Here is a 20,302-nt window from a genome sequence, read left to right on the forward strand (position 1 = left end):
TGGAGCGACCCGTTTTGGCTACCAGAAACCCTTAATGCAGACAGAAAAACCCGCCGTTCTTAATTTCAACGATGAAGTCACCGGAATGATTTACGGCTTCGTTTTTCGCCCACACCGCCCCGCTGAACGCGTTTCCTCGCAGCAGGTTCAGGAAGCGTATCAGCAGATCTGCCACGATCAGGGATTCGTCTGGATCCACGTTAATCTTAATCACGCCATGTCCGAAAAATGGCTGAAAAAGCATTTCGGCGTCGGCGAGGTTTTCTTTGAAGAAATCCGTGAAGGTTCGCGCAGTACGCGCATCGAAAGGCTCGATGACACGTTACTGGCGGTGCTCAACGACGTCATTTTTCGCCCGGATGAAGCCAGTGATGAAGTCTCGACGCTGTGGCTGAGTTGTCATCAGCAACTGGTGGTTACCGCGCGCCACAAACCGGTGCGGCTGATCGAGCAGTTATTCAAACGCCTGGAGCATCTGAACATCACCACGCCGACGGCGCTGCTGGTGCATCTGCTGCAAGAACAGGAGGATTTGCTTGAGCAGATTGTCCGTCGCGCCAATCAGTACGTGGACACCATCGAAGAGCGCCTGCTGAGCCATCACGTCAAAAAGAACCGCGCCAATCTGGGGCGTTTACGGCGGATGCTTTTGCGTTTCCAGCGTTTACTCGCCCCGGAACCGACGGCGCTTTTCCGCCTGCTCAATCGCCCTCCGGCCTGGATTGCGCCAGGCGTGGTGCAGGATTTACGCCAGTTTGCCGAAGAGTTTTCCGTTGTGCTCAATGACCTGATTGCGCTGACCGAACGTATCCGCCTGCTTCAGGAAGAGATCACTTCGCGCCAGATGGAGCAAAGCAACCGCACGCTGTACGTGCTGACCGTCATTACCGTGCTGGCGTTGCCCATCAACATTGTGGCGGGCTTTTTCGGCATGAACGTGGGAGGAATTCCGCTCGCCGGCAATCACCACGGTTTTATCCTGCTGGTGGTGATTGTCGGGTTATTCACCCTTCTGGCGGGCTGGTACGCGTTTAAACGCCGCGACGACGGCTAGTGGATTGCGCGGTTACAGAAAGTCTTTGGCTTTACTGAGCAAAGCCGCTTTGGTGATCACACCCAGCAAACGGCGTGATTCGGCGTTTTCCAGCACCGGCAGGCGTTCGAGCGGTGAATTGCTGAACATTGCCCAGGCCTGTTCGTAGCTGACGTGCTGAAAGAGTGTGGTAAATTCCTGTTCGATAAACGGGTCAATCGCGCTGCCGGCTTTCAGGCTGCCGTCAATAATCCCGCTGGCGACCACGTTGGTCGGCACCACCCCGAGAAAGCGTTCCTCCCTGTCCACCACGTACACATACCGCGTGCGCTGTTTCAGCCCTTCACTCACCACTTCCGAAAGCGTGGCGTCAACGTACATTTTTGAGCACGGCGTAATCAGCGAGGCCACCGTGCTGTATTCAAACGCATTTTTTGCGGCAAAGCGCGCGTTGTGCCGCGCCAGCACCGGATAGGTTCCACCCACTTTCAGGCGCGACGCCACCACATAAGAAATCGCTGTCGCCAGCATCAGCGGGAATAACAGCGAACTGTTGAGCGTCATTTCAAACGCCATCATGATCGACATCAGCGGCGCATGGCTGGTCGCCGCCAGCAGTGCGCTCATGCCGATGGCGGCATACAGCCCGACCGGACCGGGATCAAACCCCAGCCATTGCAGAAAAGTACACACCAGCGCCCCTCCCGCCGCGCCGATCAGCAGCGAGGGCGTAAACAAACCGCCGACCGCACCGGAACCGATGGTGATCGCCGTCGCCACGATTTTCAGCACCAGCAAAATCAGCAGCGGCGTCTGTAAATCGCCGTTATTGAGTATTAAATCAATCACTTCAAAACCGTTGCCGAGCACCAGCGGCGAGATCATCGCCACCAGCCCGACGCCCAGGCCACCCAGCCCGAGCCGCAGCGCCGGATGCGAAATGGGTTTCATCCACTGACGGACTTTATCGATAGACGAGATGAATAATGGCCCGAGAATGCCCGTCGCCACACCGATAAACAGCACAGTGAAAATCGCGCCAAACGACGGGCTGAACGACACGGAAGAATACAGATAAAGCGGCGCGTAATCCGTCAGTGATCTGACCGTGAGCACCGCAACTGACGCCGAAATAAACAGCGGGATCAGCCGCTGAACGGCAGTCACGCCAAAGGCGATTTCCGCCACAAACAGCGCACCGGCAAACGGCGCATGATAGACCGCCGCCAGCCCGCCCGCCGCGGCCATCGCGATAATATCTGACTGATGAACGCCCTGAAAACGCGAGAACCGCCCGAGCAGACTGCCGCTCAGCGCAGAAAGCTGCACCATCGCGCCTTCCCGCCCGATAGAACCGCCGCTGGCGATACTGGCCAGCGACGACAGCCCGCGCAGCACGGTACTCACCACCGGAATACCCGGTAAACGCTGATCGATGACGTCCAGATAATCCGGCATCTTGCCGTGCCTGCTTTCGTGGCGCAGCGCCCACAGCAAAATGAATCCGGCAATCACGCCGCCCGCCGTGGTGATCACCGGCCAGACTATTCGCGGGTATTCGCTGAACGCTTTGGTGATATCGCTGCCGTCGGTGAACATCAGACCGTTGATGCCGGAAATCGCCCCACGAAACGCAATAGTCACCAGCGCGGCGACGATCCCGGCGGGTATGGCAATCAGCAAATTAATCAGGTCGCTCTTTTGCAGGGATTCAGGATTGAGGGCTTTCAGGCTCATAGGGTCTCAGTGGTCTGAACATTGGCGGGGTAAGAGTATCAATTTACAACGAAACGGTGAAATTTTTGGTTTTCACGCACTTTGCTTTCTGGACGTCAGGATCCAGTACCCGGAGAGTATCTGCCAAAACGTGATGGGATAAACGGACATCCGCTCGACAAGACCGGTAGGCAGAATGCCGGATGAGATTGTCACCATACTGACCAGCCCGGTACAGCCCAGCGTCAGGCTGAAAAGTGAAAATGCCCGCCATCCTTTGCGGCGACGTTTCATCCAGCCCGCCGACAGCAAACACACATTGCCGCCCGCAATCGCCAGCACCGCGCCGGCCTGATGAACCGTCACGCCGCCCGTACTGCCACCGCTGTGGAACAGCGCAATCAGCACACCGCCGATAGCATGCAGCAAACCGGATAAGAGAAATACGTTGCGACCCGGACCGCTGAATAACGGGCGTAGCAGCCAGCAGGCTATAAAGAACAGAATGCCTTCGGCCGCGAAACCCGCGTTCATCACGTTATGCAGCGGTGAGCAAATGTCGCGGCCGTCTGGCGTCATGCCACACGAGGCAATACCCAAATCGCTGATGTAATTATGCAGATAGGAATAGGAAGGATCCCGCCAGCCCGTGGAACTGATTTTTTCCGCCAGTAAATACAGAATACCGCCGAGGGCGAAGCACACCGCACCGGTTTTTTGCCGAGTAGATCGAGTCTGCATGGAGGTCTTAGTGATGGGATGTGAGGTAATAGTAGGACAAAAAAAGTCGGGCGTGGAGGGATCCAAAGGAGGAAAAGCACTTTCCTCCTTTGGGCAGTTTCGGCCATTGTTGCGGAGTAATCACCGTTCGTGCGAAACCTAAATTTTCACAATACTCAGGAATACGGGTTCATAAAGCCCCTTATTCCTTCGTCACCGTATCCAGATACAACTGGCTGCCCGCCACGTTCTGGCTTGCACCTTTCACGTTATCGCGTATTGCCACCAGCAATTTGCTTTGCAGCGCCACCACAAACGGCGAGTTTTTTTGCAGTTCGCGTTGTAAATCGGCGTACAGCGCTTTACGTTTGGTCGGATCAGATTCCGCCGCGGCTGCGCGCGTTTGTTTACTGATTTCCGGGATCACCCACTGAATGCGTTGCGCCAGCGTTTTCGGGCCGTTTGGCACGTTATAGGCGAAGGTGCTGGCGTTAGTGTTCGGGTCGAGGTAATCCGCGCCCCAGTAAGTGAAGATCGACTGGAATTTGTGCGCGCGCATGCGGGTAAGCACGTCGCTTTCCACCAGCGGATGTACCACTAAATTGATATCCGCTTTGGCGAAACTGGCCTGCAATGCCTGCGCAATATCAGAATACGGTGGCTGGTTGATCACGATTAAATCGATTTTGGTGCCCGGCGCAATCCCGCCTTTGCTCAGAATCGCTTTGGCTTTGGCGACATCGTATTTATAGGGCTGATCGTCAATCGCGCCCGCCAGACCGTCCGGCAGGAAGGTCTGATGAATACCGTACTGGCCTTTCAGCAGGTCGGTAGAAATCCCCTGATAATCGACCAGCCAGCGCGCTGCTTCCCACAGCGCAGGGTTTGCCAGCGCCGGTTGCGTGGTATCGCCAACGTTAAACGCCAGATAGAACACTTTGGCCGCCGGGAATTGCGCAACGTGAACGCCCTTCTCTTTTTGCAGCGAGCTGAACTGGTCAGCACCCAAATCGTAAGCCACGTCCGCATCGCCGTTCAGCACCAGCAGACGGCGCGTTGACGGGTCGCCCACGTTTTTAAACAGCACATTCTCAATCTTCGCCAGCGGTTTAGCGTTCGGGTTACGTTTGAAAATCAGCGCTTCGTGCGGCACATAGTTACGCACTTCAAACGCGCCGCTGCCCGCAGAGCGTGAACGCAGCCAGCTGTTGCCGAAATCATTCTGATCGACATGCTCTTTCAGCAATTTGCTGTCCACAATCCCGGCGACCGGCGCGGACAGAATGCTCAGCACCAGCCCGCTGCCGATATCGGCCGGCCAGCTAAGCTGCACTTTGTCGTCAGCAATTTTTTTCAGATTGCCGTCCACGTTATCCGGCGTCCAGCCCAGTTCACCGAGAATAAACGACGGGCTTTTATTGAGTTTCACCACGCGGGTAAACGAATAAATCACATCGTCGGCCGTCACCGGATTGCCGCTGGAAAATTTCTGGCCAGGCTTGAGGGTGAAGATCAGACTGTGCGCGTCCGGCCCCGGCTGCCAGCTGGCAGCGGCGTCCGGGTCGAGCTTATCGGGATGCTGCCGGTCGGATTGCACCAGTTGCTGATAAAGGTTTACCAGATTGCCGGAACTGACGGTTTCAAAACTTTCCGCCGGATCCAGACTGATAATGCCTTCGAGCGAACCTGCGACGACCAGTGTATCTTTTGGCGTCGCCGCATCCACGCGGGTCACGGCCATCAGCAGCAGGAATAACAGGGAAGGAACACGTACTTTCATTGAGGTCGATCTCCACAGGTGAAAAGACAGTTTTTCCGAGTGTAGAGGTGCAGCGGCAAGGCAAGAACAATGAAATAAAGCTATGTATTTTAATAAAATAGATTAAGGAATGAAAAAGACTAGGTTTTTATAAAGCCACTATGGCGCGCTCAAAATCTTGCTGAACGGAGTGTGCCGGAGACCTGAGGAACGGCGGCGATATGCCGCCCCCAAGTCGCTGAGGGCCGACGCTCGCGGTTTTGAATTTGACCTTAAATATGGCCTTGAATTTGAACTTAAAACCCTCAACAGCTTCAGCTCAGCACATACCCCTTCGCCATATGCACCGCCCGATCACACATATGATCAATCACATCCGCATCGTGGCTCACCAGAATCATGGTCAGATCGCTGGTCGCTTTCAGGTCATTCAGAAGATTGAGGATTTCCGCCTGTACCGACATATCCAGCGCGGAGGTCGGTTCATCGAGCAGCAGCAGTTTGGGTTTAAGCAACAGTGCACGCACAATCGCCACGCGCTGACGCTGGCCGCCGGAAAGCTGGTGCGGATAGCGGTTCATCAGCGCCGGATCCAGCCCGACCTGACGGAAACCTTCGGCAATTTTCTGTTCAATATCCTGCTCTTTGAGGATTTTCAGCGGCTCCGCCAGCGTGCGCAGCAGCTTGTGTTTCGGGTGCAGCGAGGCATACGGATCCTGAAATACCATCTGCACATCGCGGCGCAGGCTGCCGGTAAACGGTTTGCCCGGTTTCACTTTGTGATCCAGCAGCGTCAGGCTGCCGTCCCAGTTGCCGTTCAGCCCGGCGAGTACCCACAGCAAAGAGGATTTACCGCAGCCGGACGGCCCGACCAGACCGAAACATTCGCCTTTGTTAATCGTCAGGCTGACGTTATGCACCACGGTACGCACTTCGTAACCCTGACGGTGCGAAACGCTCAGCTTATCCAGTTCCGCAACGATTTCAGTCATGGCGAGATTCCTTTTTCAGTGACGCCAGCAGTGCGCGATCCAGCACCGGCAGGCGTTCTCCGTGCGTAAATTTGCTCGGACGGCATGACCACAGCGTATGCGTATACGGATGCGTCGCCTGCGCCAGCTGGTCTGCCGGCAGTTCATCCAGCAATTCGCCCTTGTACATCACCAGCACGCGCTCGCAGTGGTGCGCAACCTGTTGCAGGTCGTGGCTGATCAGAATCAGCCCCATGTTGCGCTGTTCCACCAGCCGTTCAATCAGCCCGAGAACCTGTTCGCGCATGTCGAAATCCAGCGCAGACGTCGGTTCATCAGCAATCAGCCATTGCGGATCGTTGATCAGCGCAATCGCCAGCATCACGCGCTGGCCCATCCCGCCGGAAAGCTGATGCGGATATTGTTGTTGCAGGAAGGCCGGATTTGGCAGGCCGACAGCGTTAAGCATATCGGCGACTTTTTCCTGCCGCTCTTTGCGGCCAAGACGCGTATGCAGGCGCAGCGGTTCTTCCACCTGTTTGCCGATTTTCTGCGTCGGATTCAGCGCATGTTTCGGATCCTGCATCACCATCGACACACGGTTCCCGCGAAGACGGCTCCACTCGCGTTCTTTCAGCGTGGTCAGATCATTGTCACCGAGCGTCAGCTCGGAAGCGCGCAGCTTGCACGGGTGCGGCAGTAATCCCATCAGGGCGCGCGCGGTCAGGGATTTACCGGAACCCGATTCCCCCACCAGCGCCACACGTTCCTGCCCGACGCTGAAAGAGAGCGATTTCACCAGTTCCAGCGGGCGTTCGCCCGGCAGATAAATGGTGAGATCTTTCGCCGTCAGCCGGTCGGTGTGCTGCGTCTTCTGGTGATTGTGTTGCTGATGAAGCGTTTGAGCATCAGTTGCCATGTCGTGGATCCATTTTGTCACGCAGGCCGTCGCCCAGCAGGTTGAAAGCCAGACTGGCAAACAGAATTGCGCCACCCGGCGCAGCCGCTACCCACCACTGGTCGAAAATCACTTTACTGCCTTCGGCAACCATCGAGCCCCATTCGGCGGTCGGTGGCTGAATGCCCATGCCCAGGAACCCCAGACCGGCAGACGCCAGAATAATTCCGCCCAGACTGAGCGCCGCGCGCACGACCGCGCTGGGCAGACACAACGGCAGAATATGGCCGAACATCAGACGCAAACCGCCGATGCCCTGCATTCTCGCCGCCGCCAGATAATCACTGCGCCGCAGCGCCAGCGTTTCCGCCCGCGCCTGACGCGCAAACGGCGGCCAGCTGGTGAAGGCCAGCGCCAGTGCGCCGTTCATCAGCCCCGGCCCCATAATAGCGACAAGTGCCAGTGCCATGACCAGACTCGGCAATGACATCACGATGTCGGTCAGGCGCATCAGAATTCGCTCAAACCAGCCACCGATATACCCGGCGCTGATGCCGATTAACAGCCCCACCGGGATGGTCAGGATCAGAATAAGCGACACCAGCAGCAGTGTCGGACGTGCGCCGTAAATCACGCGGGAAAGCAGATCGCGGCCAAAGCCGTCAGTGCCCAGCCAGTGCGCGCCGGACGGCGGCAGCAGGCGTAATTCGATGTGCTGAATATTGGGGTCAAAAGGCGCAAGCAGCGGTGCGAGCAGCGCGGTCAGCACCAGAATTGCCACCAGTACCAGGCCGACCGAGAGCGCAGTGATACGGCGCGCGGGCTTCCAGACGTTAGCCCCGGCGTCAACCTGCGCCGGTTGTTCAGGGATCATTTGTTGAGTCATAAGCGAAAACTACCGGGTCCGCGGATCGAGCAAATAAGTAAGGGCGTCAGCCAGCGCATTGAGCAGCACGAAACAGGTGCCGATCAGCAATGTTGCGCCGAGAATCGCCGGGGTATCCGCTGCAAACAGCGCAGTGGTCAGGTAACGTCCGACGCCAGGCCAGGCAAACACTGTTTCCGTCAGTACCGCCCCTTCCAGCAGGCTGGCATAAGAAAGGGTGAGCACGGTAATCAGCGTGCCCAGCACGTTCGGGAAGACATGGCACAGCAACACGCGCACCCTGCCCGCACCTTTTGAGCGCGCCAGGATCACGTATTCTTTGTTCATTTCGCCCAGCATGGACGCACGCAAAAGGCGCGTAATCCCTGCCATCGACAGCATCGCCAGCACCGTCACCGGTAACCATAAATGGCTGATCGCGTTGTAGAACATGTCACGGTCGCCGGAAAGCCAGGTATCAATCAGCACAAAACCGGTGCGCGGCGTCATGGTGTACATGTACAAATCGTCGAGCCGTCCGGGGCCGCCCGCCCAGTGCAGTACGGCGTAAAACAGCAGCAGGCCGAGCAGACTTAACCAGAAAATCGGCACGGAATAACCGAGCAGCGAAACAAACCGGGCGATGTTATCCAGCCAGCTTCCGGGTTTCCACACGGCCAGCAGCGCCAGCAAAATCCCCAGCGTTCCGCCCAGCAAAATGGAACAGGTTGCCAGTTCTACCGTCGCCGGAAAGGTGCGCATCAGATCGCTGGCGACCGGCTGCGCGGTGATGCGGGAAATCCCCATATCGCCATGCGCGAGGTGATCCAGATATTTGGCGAACTGCACGGGAACCGACTGGTCCAGCCCCAGATCGCGACGTACCTGCGCGTAGGTGGCCTCACTGGCGTGATCGCCCGCGACCTGCAACGTCGGGTCAATCGGGGCAAGATGGGAAAGCGTAAAGGTGAACGCCAGCAAGCCGAGCAATGTCAGCGCCAGCGAAATCACGCCGGTCAGCAAACGGCCTGACCAGCGCCAACCCTGCCGGACGAATCCGGCGGGCGTTGAACTGTCTGTCATTACTTAGTGACCTTGCTGTAGAAGACCATGTCCGGGTTGATGCCCTGAACATATCCTTTAATGTTGTCACGCACGGCAATCAGGCTTTTGGCCTGCAAACCAACGACAAACGGTGAGTTTTTCTGCACTTCGAGTTGCAGCTGACGATAATCCGCCACGCGTTTTGCCTGATCGGGCTCTGCAATAGCGGCCAGCGTCAGTTTGTTCAGGGCAGGAATTGACCAGTTAGCACGCCATGCCAGCGTTTTGCTGCCATCTTCCGGGTTGAACGCAAACGCAGAGGCATTGGTATTCGGGTCAAAGTAATCCGGGCCCCACGAAGACATGTACGCGTCGTAATCGTGTGATTTCACTTTGGTGGAGATCTGCTGGCTTAAGCCCGGATCCAATTTCACGGTCACGCCGCCCTGCGCGAAGCTGGCCTGCAAGGCCTGCGCGATGTCCAGATACGGTGGCTGGTTAGACGTGGAGAGCGTGAAGCTTACATTCGTGAGACCTGCTTTAGCCAGAATCGCTTTGGCTTTGGCCGGATCATAGGTGTACGGCGTGTCATTTACCGCGCCGAGATAGCCTTCCGGCAGGAATGCCTGATGCACCTGGAACTGATTTTTCATCAGATCATGCGCGATGTGGTTGTAGTCAAACAGGTAACGTGCCGCTTCCCAGAAAGCCGGATTGCCCAGCGCCGGAGAAGCTTTGGCATTAAATTGCAGGAAATACAGGGAAGCATAAGGGATCGCCAGCGGCTTCACGCCCTTCTTGCCTTCCAGCGCAGCCATCTGGTCGGAGCCGAGGTTACGCGCCATATCGGCATCACCCTGTTCAATCAGCAGGCGGCGTGCAGCCGGATCCGGCACGTTTTTAATCAGAATGGTTTTCAGCTTCGGCGCGCCTTCGGGTGAGGTCGGGTTCGCGGAAAGAATGACCACTTCATGCGGAATATAGTTACGGATCTGGTACGGGCCGGAACCGGCGGAGTGGTTGCTCAGCCACTGGTGACCGAGATCGTCAGCGGCAACATTGGTTTTCACCAGTTTGCTGTCAACGATGGAAGACACCGGCGCAGACAGAAGGCTCAGCACGAATGACGGGCTGACGTCGGCGGTCCAGCTGATTTTGACGTGATGGTCATCGAGTTTAGTCAGGAAGGTATCGACGTTTTTGTCGGTCCAGCCCAGTTGCGTCAGGATGAATGAGGGCTCAAGATTCAGCTTCACCACGCGCGACAGCGAGAAAATAACGTCATCGGCGGTCAGCGGATTACCACTGGCGAACACCGCTTTTGGCGACAGTGTAAACGTCAGGCTGCGGTTGTCTTTCGCGGCTTCCCATGAAGTCGCCAGCGTCGGTTTTAAATCGATTGGATTTTTCGGGTCTGACTGCACCAGGCGCTGGTAAATGTTGTTGAAAGCCTGAACCGTCGTCAGCTCAAAACCCTGAGCCGGGTCAAAACTGGAGGTGTCATCAATGGATTGGGCGATAACCAGTGTGTCCGGCGGCGTGGCAGCCTGAACAGAGAAGCTGGCCGCAATAGCCGTAAACAGGACGGACGGTAATAAAGCTTTCATCAAGAAACACTCTCCAATGTAGCGAAATTGCTAACGTCTTATTAGTGTAAAGTTTCTTCAACCTACCAGAAAGTCTGATAAATACTATCGTTATGCATATTTTGCATAACGTTATCTGATTGGTTATTAATGAGTCAGGACGGGCGTTTGCCGGGGATTGTTACTGTACAAAATACGTGAAAAAACTCCCTTCCCCGGCACAGGAAAGGGAGTGCGTTAAAATCAGAAGTCGTAGGTCGCGGAGAGCTTAAATTCACGCGGGTCACCTTGCGTCAGATAACCGCCCGTCGCTGATGCCCAGTATTTTTCGTTGGTGACGTTTTCCAGACTGGCACGCCATGTCAGCGTGTTTTGGCCGACCGGCATCACGTAACGCAAACCAAGATCCAGACGCGTCCAGCCGTCCACTTTCAGGCTGTTTTCTTCATCGGCATATTGCGAACCGGAGCGGATCACTTTGCCGAGCGCCGTCACACCGCTGCCGCCGGGAATATCCCATTCGCCGCCAAGCACCCACTGGTAACGCGGAATACCCACCGCATCTTTGCCATTGTAAGCACCGTCCTGCGTTTGGGTCATTTCCGGGTTCATCCAGGTCACGCTGCCGTTCAGACGCACACCCAGCACCGGTTCGCCAAACACGTTCAGCTCTACGCCACGGTTACGGACTTCACCGTATGTGCCATATTCATAGGTTTCGCCGGTGGCGCGATACATACCGACCGGTTTCTTAATCTGATAAAGAGACAATGTGCCCGCAATACGGCCAAAGTCAGTTTTCACGCCGACCTCATCCTGTTTGGAGGTTTCAATGCCGGAAGCCTGACCACCGTTGGTGACGACTTTTCCGTTGTATGTGGTGCCTGACACTTCACCGGCCTGCAAAGCTTCGATGTGATTCGCGTAGAAGGAAACGTGTTCCCACGGTTTCACGACGAGGCCGAAGGCTGGCGTGACTTTCATCTGCTCAAAGGAGTCAGTTTCGGTTCCGGTGTAGCTGTAATCCTTCACGATGACGTTCTGGCGGCGCAGACCGGCAATCAGTTGCAGACGGTCGTCGAGCATCGATAAGGTATCGGAAACCGACACGCCGACGTTCTGGACACGGTTGCGCAGCGCCGGATCGCCCATGCTACCGCCCGCATACAAAGTGGCCGGAGAGCTGGCGTCAACCGGATCATAAATATTGGTATTGATCGACGATGCCGACATGGTGTACGCGGTTTTGTATTTGCGGTACACGCTCGACATGCCCAGATTCACGCTGTGACTGATAAAGCCGGTGTCGAATTTACCGCGGACACCCGCCTGCGTGGCAACGCTGTCAGAGACGTAAGGCACGGTGAGACGGCCCATGGTGGCGTTGCCGTTGTCATCTTTCAGCGTCGGAGAGCTGTAGTTACCGTATTCACGGTCATGGTTCATACCCACCGCGCCGTAAACGGTCCAGTCGTCTGCCACGTCGTATTCGGCTTTCAGCATACCGAATTCATTTTCCAGATTACTGGAAGCAAAATCCTGCCCGTAGTTTTTGGTCGCTGAAGGCGCATCCGGCACTTTGGTCGCATTGCCCAGATAGACAACCGGACGACCACCGTGAACAGTCTGTTTGGTCACGCCAAAATCAAAGGAAGAGCGGAAACGATCGCCGCGATAATCGAGGCCAACGGAGCCCATCGTCAGGCGGCGGTGTTCGTCATTAACAGCCGTTTCGCCTTCACGGTTCACGGCGTTGACACGTACGCCCCACTGGTTGTTATCACCAAAACGACGACCGACATCCACCGCGCCGCCCACCTGAGAAGATGAGGTGTAATCAACAGTCACGCGGTTGATTGGCGTATCCGTGGCGCGTTTGGGTTCAATGTTGACGTTACCGCCCACGCCCGTGCCGCCCGGCGGTACGCCGTTAAGAAAGGCGCTGGAGCCTTTGAGCAGCTCCACGCGCTCTGCCAGTTCCATCGGCACCAGCTGCCGCGGCAATACGCCGTACAGGCCGCCGTAGGAAATGTCTTCGCCGTCTAACGCAAACCCGCGAATGTTGAAGGTTTCCGCGTAATTTCCGTAGCCGTAACCGGTCTGAACGCTGGCGTCGTTATTAAGTACATCACCAAGCGTGCGGCTTTGCTGATCCTGAATCAGTTTGTTGGTGAAACTGATGACGTTGAACGGCACATTCATGGCGTCCTGCTGACCCAGAACGCCGAGACGCCCGCCGTTGGCCACGTCGCCGTCAAGATATGCCGGCACCGGTGTCTCGCCGCCCGCTTTAAAATCGGTCTGTGCGGCAGTGACAGTAATAGTGTCGCCGGTTTTAGACGACGCCGTATCAACAGCGTCAGTCGCAGGTGTTGTGATGGTGGCCGCATGTGCAGGCAGCGTAACCGCCGCCAGTGCGGCAGAGATCACCACTGGCAGCAATTTACGGGCGAAAACAGGCGTGTGAAAAATTTCACGTTGAGCGCGCATTGAGGATTCCCTGAAAAGTTCAATCGATAATGAGAATAATTATTAAAACCATTCGGATTATGCTCAGGCGTTTTGCAATTGCAACTGACTTTTCGTTAAAAAATCATAGTAAACAGGATGTTAATGGGGGTTTTAAGTATCAAACGGAAATCATAACGGCAGGAAACTAAGGCTAATCGCTTGAATTCAGAAAGATAAAAACGACGGCGGAGAAAGGAAACGCTGCGCAGGGAGCCCGCGCAGCGGAAAAACGTGTTTCAGGAAAATCAGCTCAGGCCGGGAACATCAAAACCGGGTGAAACAGACAGAAGCATTCTCACCTGTTTCACCAGCTCGCTCATGCAGTCATCCCGCATGCCGTAATTATTCAGCTCTTTTTCCAGCGCAAACAGATATTGCGCGTTGGTGCCCAGCGGTCCGCTGGCCTGCGCAATCAGCGGTGCGATAACCTGATAGTCAGTGTCAGCTTCATACTGCGGATGCGACGGATCCATGATAAAAACCAGCGCAGTGACTTTGCGCCCGTCGTCGAGCTCAAGCTCACACCACGTCGGACGGTAGCAGCCGGTCACCATTTCGCGTTTCCACAGCAGTTCAAGCTCTTCATGCAGTTTGTCTTCCGGCAGACGGAACGCCAGACCGGTGGTTTTTCCGCCGTCGCGCAGCGCCAGCATACGGCCCGGCTGGGCATGGGTTCCTCGCCCGGAAGTCAGACGTAAACAGAATGCACGGTGATAACCATGCAGGGTGGCAGGACGCGCCTCTTCGGAATCAAAGACCGGGTTCCACATCAGTGAACCGTAGCCAAAAATCCACACCGGGCTGTTGTCGGGGCGACGCGCCAGAGCACAACCTAATGAGGCGGCGCGTTGTTCAGGGGTCAGTAGCATCGATTCGTCGATATTGCCGAATGCTGTTTTACAATCTGCGTTACGCAGGAAATCTCGAGTTAACATTCATTCCCCCCTTCTGTACCACTTACTTTTGAACATGCCATGCTGTTAACGCTGTGTTCTCCGCTGTCGTGGGTGCGAGTGATATCTGTTATCGGACAAGCCCGGCATTTAACTGAGGCCGCCGTTTAAATTTTAGGAAGTTTAGTATTCCCGTGTTTGTTGAAACCTTATTCGTTTCTGTCGTTGCAATCAAGGTTGCGGGGGATCACAAAACGAAAATAAAGTGATTATTTTGTGAACATTGTAAGAATATTGACTTTTAAGCAGGGGATCAGAAAAAACGGGCGTGAGAAATAGTGTTTGGGAGGAGGAGTCCGGCAGGCCCGGCGTCCGGGTGCCTGCCGGGGGATATCAGGATTTCCTGGGGTGCCACTTGTCGTCATCCCCTTTTTCATAGCCATGTTTTACCGCAGCCCAGGCCACTTTATGCGCAGTTTCCTCACGCGAATCATCACCCTGCCTGTCTTTGGCTTTTGCATATTCGTCCCAGGCGCTGTTGAAGGCCTCTTTATAGATGTCCTGCGCGTGAGCAGGAAGGACATTTCGCACGGAATCGGGTAGCGCTGAGCGATTCTGATAAGGCATGATTATTCTCCTTTTTCATTACGTTCATCTTCATCACATTCATTGTGTGCTCAGTCTGTGCACAATAATAAGTCTAGCTGCTACCCTCAATGGATCCTGCCAGATTAGTCTGCGTTTCTGTTCTTTCGGGAAAAAAAAGCTGATTTTTGCGCACTAACCTTATGGGTATAGTAATCATTTACATAAATTGACGCATCATCAGCATTAAACACATAACAAAAACTAACTAACTGTTATTTATAACTTTAATTTATTAACAATAAAATTTAAGTAAAGAAAAAAGCACAGTTAATGCAAATTATCCACCAACAAATACTGACTAACTGATATTTCAATGACTAACATCAACTTTTTTCTGTTAACAGATTAATTTATCTACTATACTTAATGAGTTACATCTTTATGCTGCTATGCATTTTACTGACAACCGGGGACAGGCGGTTGTTACTTCGTGAGTGTTTATAAGGAGAATAATCATCATGGTGTCGTCACAGGAACATCCAAAAATCAAAACCCGCCATCAGGAATACTCCCTGATTTTCCCTATTGCCGCCCTGATTGTTCTCGTCCTCTGGGGCAACAGCAGTAACTTCGCCTCCGTCGTGGGCATCAATTTAATTGCGCTGGTCGGTATTCTCGCCAGCGCATTCAGCGTTGTACGTCACGCCGACGTCCTGGCTCACCGCTTAGGTGAACCCTACGGCTCGCTCATCCTCAGCCTTTCAGTGGTCATCCTCGAAGTCAGTCTGATTTCGGCCCTGATGGCAACCGGTGACGCCGCGCCCGCGCTGATGCGTGACACATTATTTTCCATCATCATGATCGTGACCGCCGGGCTGGTGGGCGTCGCCCTGCTGCTGGGTGGCCGTAAATTTGCGACGCAATACGTCAATCTCGGCGGCATTAAACAGTATCTGATGGCGATTTTCCCGCTGGCGGTGATCGTACTTGTTCTGCCCGCAGCCTTACCGGGCGGTAATTTCAGCACGCCGCAGGCGCTGTTTGTTGCGGTGATTTCCGCCGCCATGTACGGCGTATTCCTGCTGATTCAGACCAAAACGCACCAGAGCCTGTTTATCTATGAACATGAAGATGAAGGCGAAGAAGACGGCCACGGAAAGCCTTCTTCAAAAAGCAATCTGACGCACACACTGTGGCTGCTGGTGCATCTGGTGCTGGTCATTGCCGTCACCAAATTCAACGCCAATCCGCTGGAAAGCCTGCTGACTGAACTGAACGCGCCTGCGCAGTTCACCGGTTTCCTGGTGGCGCTGCTGATTCTTTCCCCGGAAGGTTTGGGTGCGTTAAAAGCGGTGCTGAAAAATCAGGTACAGCGCGCCATGAATCTGTTCTTCGGTTCGGTGCTGGCGACCATCTCTCTGACCGTTCCGGCGGTGACCGTTATCGCCACCCTGACCGGCCAGAATTTAATTTTCGGGCTGGACCCGGCGAACATCGTGGTCATGCTGTCGGTGCTGATTTTGTGCCAGATTTCCTTCTCGACAGGCCGTACCAATGTCCTGAACGGCACGGCGCATCTGGCATTATTCTGCGCCTATATGATGATTATTATGCTTTAACATCGGCGAATCTCTGCGAAGGGGTGAAGCATTATAAGAAAGGCCGCTCACAGGAGCGGCCTTTTTCATTATGTGATGCATTGTGGTGGGAATAAGGTTAATTACGAATAAGCATTCAGCGTTCTCTGGCACAATTCAGAGCGGACGCAGTCCTGTTTATCAAACTTAATGATGCCGACCATCTCGTCTTCTTCGAAGCGGGAAAGTGCATCGCTGAGCCCCGATACAACTCCACGTGGTAAATCACACTGGGTAATATCACCGTTAACTATAACCGTCACGTTTTCACCGAGACGCGTCAGGAACATTTTCATCTGACTGGCCGTGACATTCTGGGCTTCATCCAGAATAACCACCGCATTTTCGAAAGTACGCCCGCGCATATAAGCGAATGGCGCAATTTCAACCTTCCCTATTTCCGGCCGCAAACAATATTGCAGGAAGGAAGACCCCAGACGACGTAACAGAATGTCGTAGACCGGACGGAAATAAGGTGCAAATTTCTCTGATATATCGCCGGGCAGGAAACCGAGATCTTCATCGGCCTGGAGAACCGGACGGGTAACAATAATCCTGTCGATTTCTTTGTGAATTAATGCCTCTGCCGCTTTCGCAGCGCTGATAAATGTTTTGCCGCAGCCTGCTTCGCCGGTAGCAAAAATTAACTGCTTATTCTCTATGGCTGATAAGTAATGACCCTGAGCTTCAGTACGCGCTTCGATGACGGACGTATCGCGAGTGTCGCGAGCCATGCCAATCGATTCCAAACCGCCCATCTGTACCAATGACGTCACAGATTCTTCCTCGCGCTGGCGGTGACTGCGTGAATCATTACGAATTACACGTTTTGCTTCACGACGAGCTTTGATCACTGCTTTCTGTCTTCCCATAGTGGCACCTTACAGTTTGATTCACTTAACGCTAAGGCATAATGCCCGCACGGTTATGTTTCACTAACAAATGAGGTTTTGGTCTCCTTTTAGACCAAGTACAGCCATTGAATATCGTGAAGAGGAAAATAGACCAAAGCGATTATGAGATAATCTTTTGGCTGCTTTCTGTTCACAAGGAGGCATTGTCATATCCACCGAAAATAAAACTCTCAATGAAAGTAAAATCCTCGATAATGACAAACCGCTGACCCGCACAGTGAAATTGCCAGAATAAAAGCCAATGCGTTTCGCAGTTGTTTTAAAAGGGATGAAAGAGTCAGTTAAAGAACAGGGTTGATGGTGCGTGGATGATAACTTCTCTAAAAAGCGGTAGGAATATACTGAAAGTGTTTTGGTTAATATTGGAGAGTCGGAGGCCTTACCCTCGTTTGCTTTTACGCTACAACAACGAGTCAGTGGGTGAAGCATGTTATTTTCAATCAACAGCCCAAACATGGACTTTACCATTCGCGCTCCCCGCAGTGTTATTAACGGCAGTTGCCGGACACCTCGTGAAAACTTATCCCGTATATCCTGAAAACTACCGCGATATAATTTCAGTATAATGACAGCTGAAACATTTGCGTTACCAAAATGTAAAAAAATTTGTGACTGTCGTCAATAGGATCATGAGGATCTTTTTTACTATCCTCGCCCTGGTTATTTTTTATCCGTGATTTTACTGCATAAAGTAAAGCAGGCGACCGACCCGCTGACGGCAAAAAGGATCGGAATTAAGAAGTCATGATCCACCCGCGTGAACTCCATTATCAGCACAATAGCGGTGACGGGCATTTTCATTGAGGACGCCAGAAATGCCGCCGCGCCAATAATGGCAAATGCGCCCAGCGATGTTCCCGGCCAGAAAATATTCCACAGCGCGCCCAAAATACAGGCCAGCAATGCGCCATTGGATAATCCCGGCGTCAGTAATCCGCCCTGCGCCCCGGCGCGTAATGTGCTCCAGGTAATCACCAGTTTCCCCACCAGCACGGTTGCCGCTAACGCTACGGTAATCTGGTTATCAAAACTCAGCTGCGCCGGGCCTTTGCCGTTGCCCAGTAATTGCGGGAGCCAGCCCGCCAGAATGCCGATAAACGCAAAATTGAGCAGGTTATAGATAATCAGACGCGCATCGCGCGGGGCCTGCGCTTTCGCCCGGTTGGTCATCCGCGTAAACCCGTAAGCCGCAACGCCAAATACCGGCCCCATGACCGCCGACCAGACCAGCAAGGCGGGTGTGGTGTTCAGCTGCATCAGGTGATATTGCGATTCGTTACCCAGCCCTGTCCACGCCACCAGCGCGGCAATAGAAGATGTTGCTATTGCAGGCAGCAACAGCGGCCAGCGGAACGCACCGAGCAGCACTTCCAGCACAAACACTGCGCCGCCAAGCGGAACGTTATACACCGCCGCCAGCCCCGCACCTGCACCGCAGGCAATCATGATTTGCGTTTCGCGCGCCGTCAGCCTGAAGCGCAGCGACAGCCAGTTTGCGCTGACCGCACCGATTTCGCGCGGCGCGACCTCACGTCCGAGCGGCGAACCGAGCGCGACGGTGATAATTTGCAGCAACGCATGAATCGTCGTGCTGACAAACGGCATACGCGGATTTTCTGATTTCACCGCCGCGGCAATGCTCACCAGCGGTTTTCCCCAGCGGTACAGCGCCCACCAGCCTGCGCCGGCAACCGCACCACAGATAATCAGCACGATCAGCCGCCGGCTGCGCGTGGCTTCGCTGACGCCCTGCAAAAAGCTTTCACTGCTGATGATAAAATCCGGACTGTAGCCGAAGGCCAGATGCTGGATGTAGTGCAGGATCAGCGCCAGCATCATGCCACCGAGACCGGCTAGCACGCCGGTACACAATGTCGTTGCCGTCAGCCGCCATAACGGGCTGGAAATTTCGGAATTATTCAACGCAGGCACTCCGCATTAATATCTGATGTTTGGGTTCTCTAAACAGCTTACAAAACATCAGTTAAACCGCACGTCAGCTCAGCAAGTTATTTTTCTTTTCGTTGAGAAAATAACTGTTAATGCCCTCCGCCAGCGCCCTCGCCATCTTTTCCTGAAAGACCGGTTCGCCGAGCAGTTTTTCTTCCTGCTTGTTGGTGATGAAGGACGTCTCCACCAGCACCGACGGAATGCGCGGGGATTTCAGCACCGCGAAGCCCGCCTGTTCCGGATGCGGGCTGTGCATGTGATGCACTTTGACAATGTTCGCCGCCAGATGGCTGCCGAAATCCATGCTGCGGTGAATGGTTTCGTGCTGATCGAGGTCGAAAAGCGTCTCCTTCAGATACTCATCGTCGGTCTTAAAATCATTGTCATACAGCACGTCGACGCTGTTCTCGCTCTGCGAAAGATACCGCGCCATCGCGCTGCCCGCGCCGTGTTCTGACAGCGCAAAAACCGATGCGCCGGATACCTGATCGTTAGTAAATCCGTCGGCGTGAATAGAAATAAACAGGTCGGCTTCGTGCTGATGCGCCAGGCTGACGCGGTGATAAAGCGGAATAAAAACGTCATCCTGCCGCGTCAGCACCGCGTGAATACCGTGCTGCTGATCCAGCAAGGTTTGCAGCCGTTTGGCGATGTGCAGAACCACGTGTTTTTCATAGGTCCCTTCATTGCCAATCGCGCCGGGGTCCTTCCCGCCGTGGCCGGGATCAATCATCACCAGCAGGGGTTTTTCCGCCAGTGGCGCTTTGGTGGCTAAAGGCAAAGCCTGCGCTGCCGTTTGTGCAGCGAGGCCTTCCTCCGTGATGACAACCTTCATCACGCCGTTTTCTGTGGTGCGCGTGATCACCGGTTTACCCTTCACCGTCAGAACAATACGCGCCACGTCCGGGCTGAAATGGGCAATGCGCCCTTCCTCAATCCACGGGAATTTTTGGCGGACCACGGTCAGCGCATGTTCCAGTTCAGGCGGAAATGACGCCACCGGCATGTCGATCACCACCCGTTCCGGTGCGCCGAGCCTGAATACGCGGCTGCGTTTATCGGCGGCGGGCAGGGATACGGTAATCTGGCGCGCATCGGACATCATTGAAACGCGTACGGCCTTTTGTGCGGCGTACAGGCGCGGTGTCGCCAGCGACAGGCCAATGCCGAAAATCAGCAGTTTTCTGCGGGAATGGTTGATGGTCATAGCAGTCTCA

General features: G+C 54.5%; 17 protein-coding genes. 2 read left to right on the forward strand and 15 right to left on the reverse strand.

All coding sequences use genetic code 11. From position 1 onward, the window contains the following. The first annotated feature begins 34 nt into the window (after positions 1 to 34). On the forward strand, positions 35 to 1,054 hold the full coding sequence (locus M2403_RS07855) for a transporter (protein ID WP_208951997.1): 1,020 nt from the start codon (positions 35 to 37) through the stop codon (positions 1,052 to 1,054). Between the two features lie 12 nt (positions 1,055 to 1,066). Here M2403_RS07855 and M2403_RS07860 read toward each other — a convergent pair whose 3' ends face one another. The 11 genes from M2403_RS07860 to chaB all read right to left on the reverse strand — a co-directional run bounded on the left by M2403_RS07860 (position 1,067) and on the right by chaB (position 14,623). Then, positions 1,067 to 2,770: a chloride channel protein gene (locus M2403_RS07860; protein ID WP_259228877.1), complete on the reverse strand. Its 1,704-nt coding sequence runs from the start codon at positions 2,768 to 2,770 to the stop codon at positions 1,067 to 1,069. Between the two features lie 72 nt (positions 2,771 to 2,842). Further along, complete coding sequence (locus M2403_RS07865) at positions 2,843 to 3,490, reverse strand: DUF998 domain-containing protein (protein ID WP_259228878.1); 648 nt, start codon at positions 3,488 to 3,490, stop codon at positions 2,843 to 2,845. Positions 3,491 to 3,671: 181 nt separating this feature from the next. Next, complete coding sequence (locus M2403_RS07870) at positions 3,672 to 5,249, reverse strand: ABC transporter substrate-binding protein (RefSeq protein ID WP_217153203.1); 1,578 nt, start codon at positions 5,247 to 5,249, stop codon at positions 3,672 to 3,674. 293 nt (positions 5,250 to 5,542) lie between these two features. Continuing rightward, on the reverse strand, positions 5,543 to 6,220 hold the full coding sequence (locus M2403_RS07875; RefSeq protein WP_152327009.1) for an ABC transporter ATP-binding protein: 678 nt from the start codon (positions 6,218 to 6,220) through the stop codon (positions 5,543 to 5,545). Continuing rightward, a complete protein-coding gene (locus M2403_RS07880) occupies positions 6,213 to 7,118 on the reverse strand; it encodes an ABC transporter ATP-binding protein (RefSeq protein WP_235937314.1) in 906 nt (301 codons plus the stop codon). The genes M2403_RS07875 and M2403_RS07880 overlap by 8 nt, the downstream gene beginning before the upstream one ends. Then, positions 7,108 to 7,971 (reverse strand): ABC transporter permease, encoded by an 864-nt coding sequence (locus M2403_RS07885; RefSeq protein WP_374101303.1) that lies wholly within the window; start codon positions 7,969 to 7,971, stop codon positions 7,108 to 7,110. The genes M2403_RS07880 and M2403_RS07885 overlap by 11 nt, the downstream gene beginning before the upstream one ends. A 21-nt stretch (positions 7,972 to 7,992) precedes the next feature. Further along, entirely contained in the window at positions 7,993 to 9,045 is a 1,053-nt protein-coding gene (locus M2403_RS07890) for an ABC transporter permease (protein ID WP_152327007.1), read from the reverse strand. Next, a complete protein-coding gene (locus M2403_RS07895) occupies positions 9,045 to 10,613 on the reverse strand; it encodes an ABC transporter substrate-binding protein (RefSeq protein ID WP_152327006.1) in 1,569 nt (522 codons plus the stop codon). The genes M2403_RS07890 and M2403_RS07895 overlap by 1 nt, the downstream gene beginning before the upstream one ends. 222 nt (positions 10,614 to 10,835) lie before the next feature. After that, the gene (locus M2403_RS07900) at positions 10,836 to 13,082 is read right to left on the reverse strand and encodes a TonB-dependent siderophore receptor (RefSeq protein WP_259228879.1); all 2,247 of its coding nucleotides are present in this window, start codon (positions 13,080 to 13,082) and stop codon (positions 10,836 to 10,838) included. A 266-nt stretch (positions 13,083 to 13,348) separates the two neighbouring features. Further along, positions 13,349 to 14,038 (reverse strand): gamma-glutamylcyclotransferase, encoded by a 690-nt coding sequence (locus M2403_RS07905; RefSeq protein WP_152327004.1) that lies wholly within the window; start codon positions 14,036 to 14,038, stop codon positions 13,349 to 13,351. Positions 14,039 to 14,389: 351 nt separating this feature from the next. Then, positions 14,390 to 14,623, reverse strand: coding sequence for a putative cation transport regulator ChaB (chaB, locus tag M2403_RS07910; RefSeq protein WP_165057850.1), 234 nt, complete (start codon positions 14,621 to 14,623; stop codon positions 14,390 to 14,392). Between the two features lie 479 nt (positions 14,624 to 15,102). On the opposite strand from chaB, the gene chaA reads away from it, so the two are divergent. Then, a complete protein-coding gene (gene chaA / locus M2403_RS07915; protein WP_152327002.1) occupies positions 15,103 to 16,203 on the forward strand; it encodes a sodium-potassium/proton antiporter ChaA in 1,101 nt (366 codons plus the stop codon). Between the two features lie 101 nt (positions 16,204 to 16,304). On the opposite strand, the gene phoH is transcribed toward chaA, so the two are convergent. The 4 genes from phoH to M2403_RS07935 all read right to left on the reverse strand — a co-directional run bounded on the left by phoH (position 16,305) and on the right by M2403_RS07935 (position 20,292). Next, a complete protein-coding gene (gene phoH, locus M2403_RS07920; protein ID WP_152327001.1) occupies positions 16,305 to 17,093 on the reverse strand; it encodes a phosphate starvation-inducible protein PhoH in 789 nt (262 codons plus the stop codon). A gap of 63 nt (positions 17,094 to 17,156) precedes the next feature. Next, entirely contained in the window at positions 17,157 to 17,603 is a 447-nt protein-coding gene (locus M2403_RS07925) for a hypothetical protein (protein ID WP_259228880.1), read from the reverse strand. 192 nt (positions 17,604 to 17,795) lie between these two features. Next, the gene (locus M2403_RS07930) at positions 17,796 to 19,058 is read right to left on the reverse strand and encodes a chloride channel protein (RefSeq protein WP_259228881.1); all 1,263 of its coding nucleotides are present in this window, start codon (positions 19,056 to 19,058) and stop codon (positions 17,796 to 17,798) included. Between the two features lie 73 nt (positions 19,059 to 19,131). Beyond that, the gene (locus M2403_RS07935) at positions 19,132 to 20,292 is read right to left on the reverse strand and encodes an N-acetylmuramoyl-L-alanine amidase (RefSeq protein ID WP_217153206.1); all 1,161 of its coding nucleotides are present in this window, start codon (positions 20,290 to 20,292) and stop codon (positions 19,132 to 19,134) included. Between the last annotated feature and the right edge of the window lie 10 nt (positions 20,293 to 20,302).

Origin of the sequence: Rahnella sp. BIGb0603 (assembly GCF_024808755.1) — a bacterium.
Lineage (GTDB): Bacteria > Pseudomonadota > Gammaproteobacteria > Enterobacterales > Enterobacteriaceae > Rahnella > Rahnella contaminans.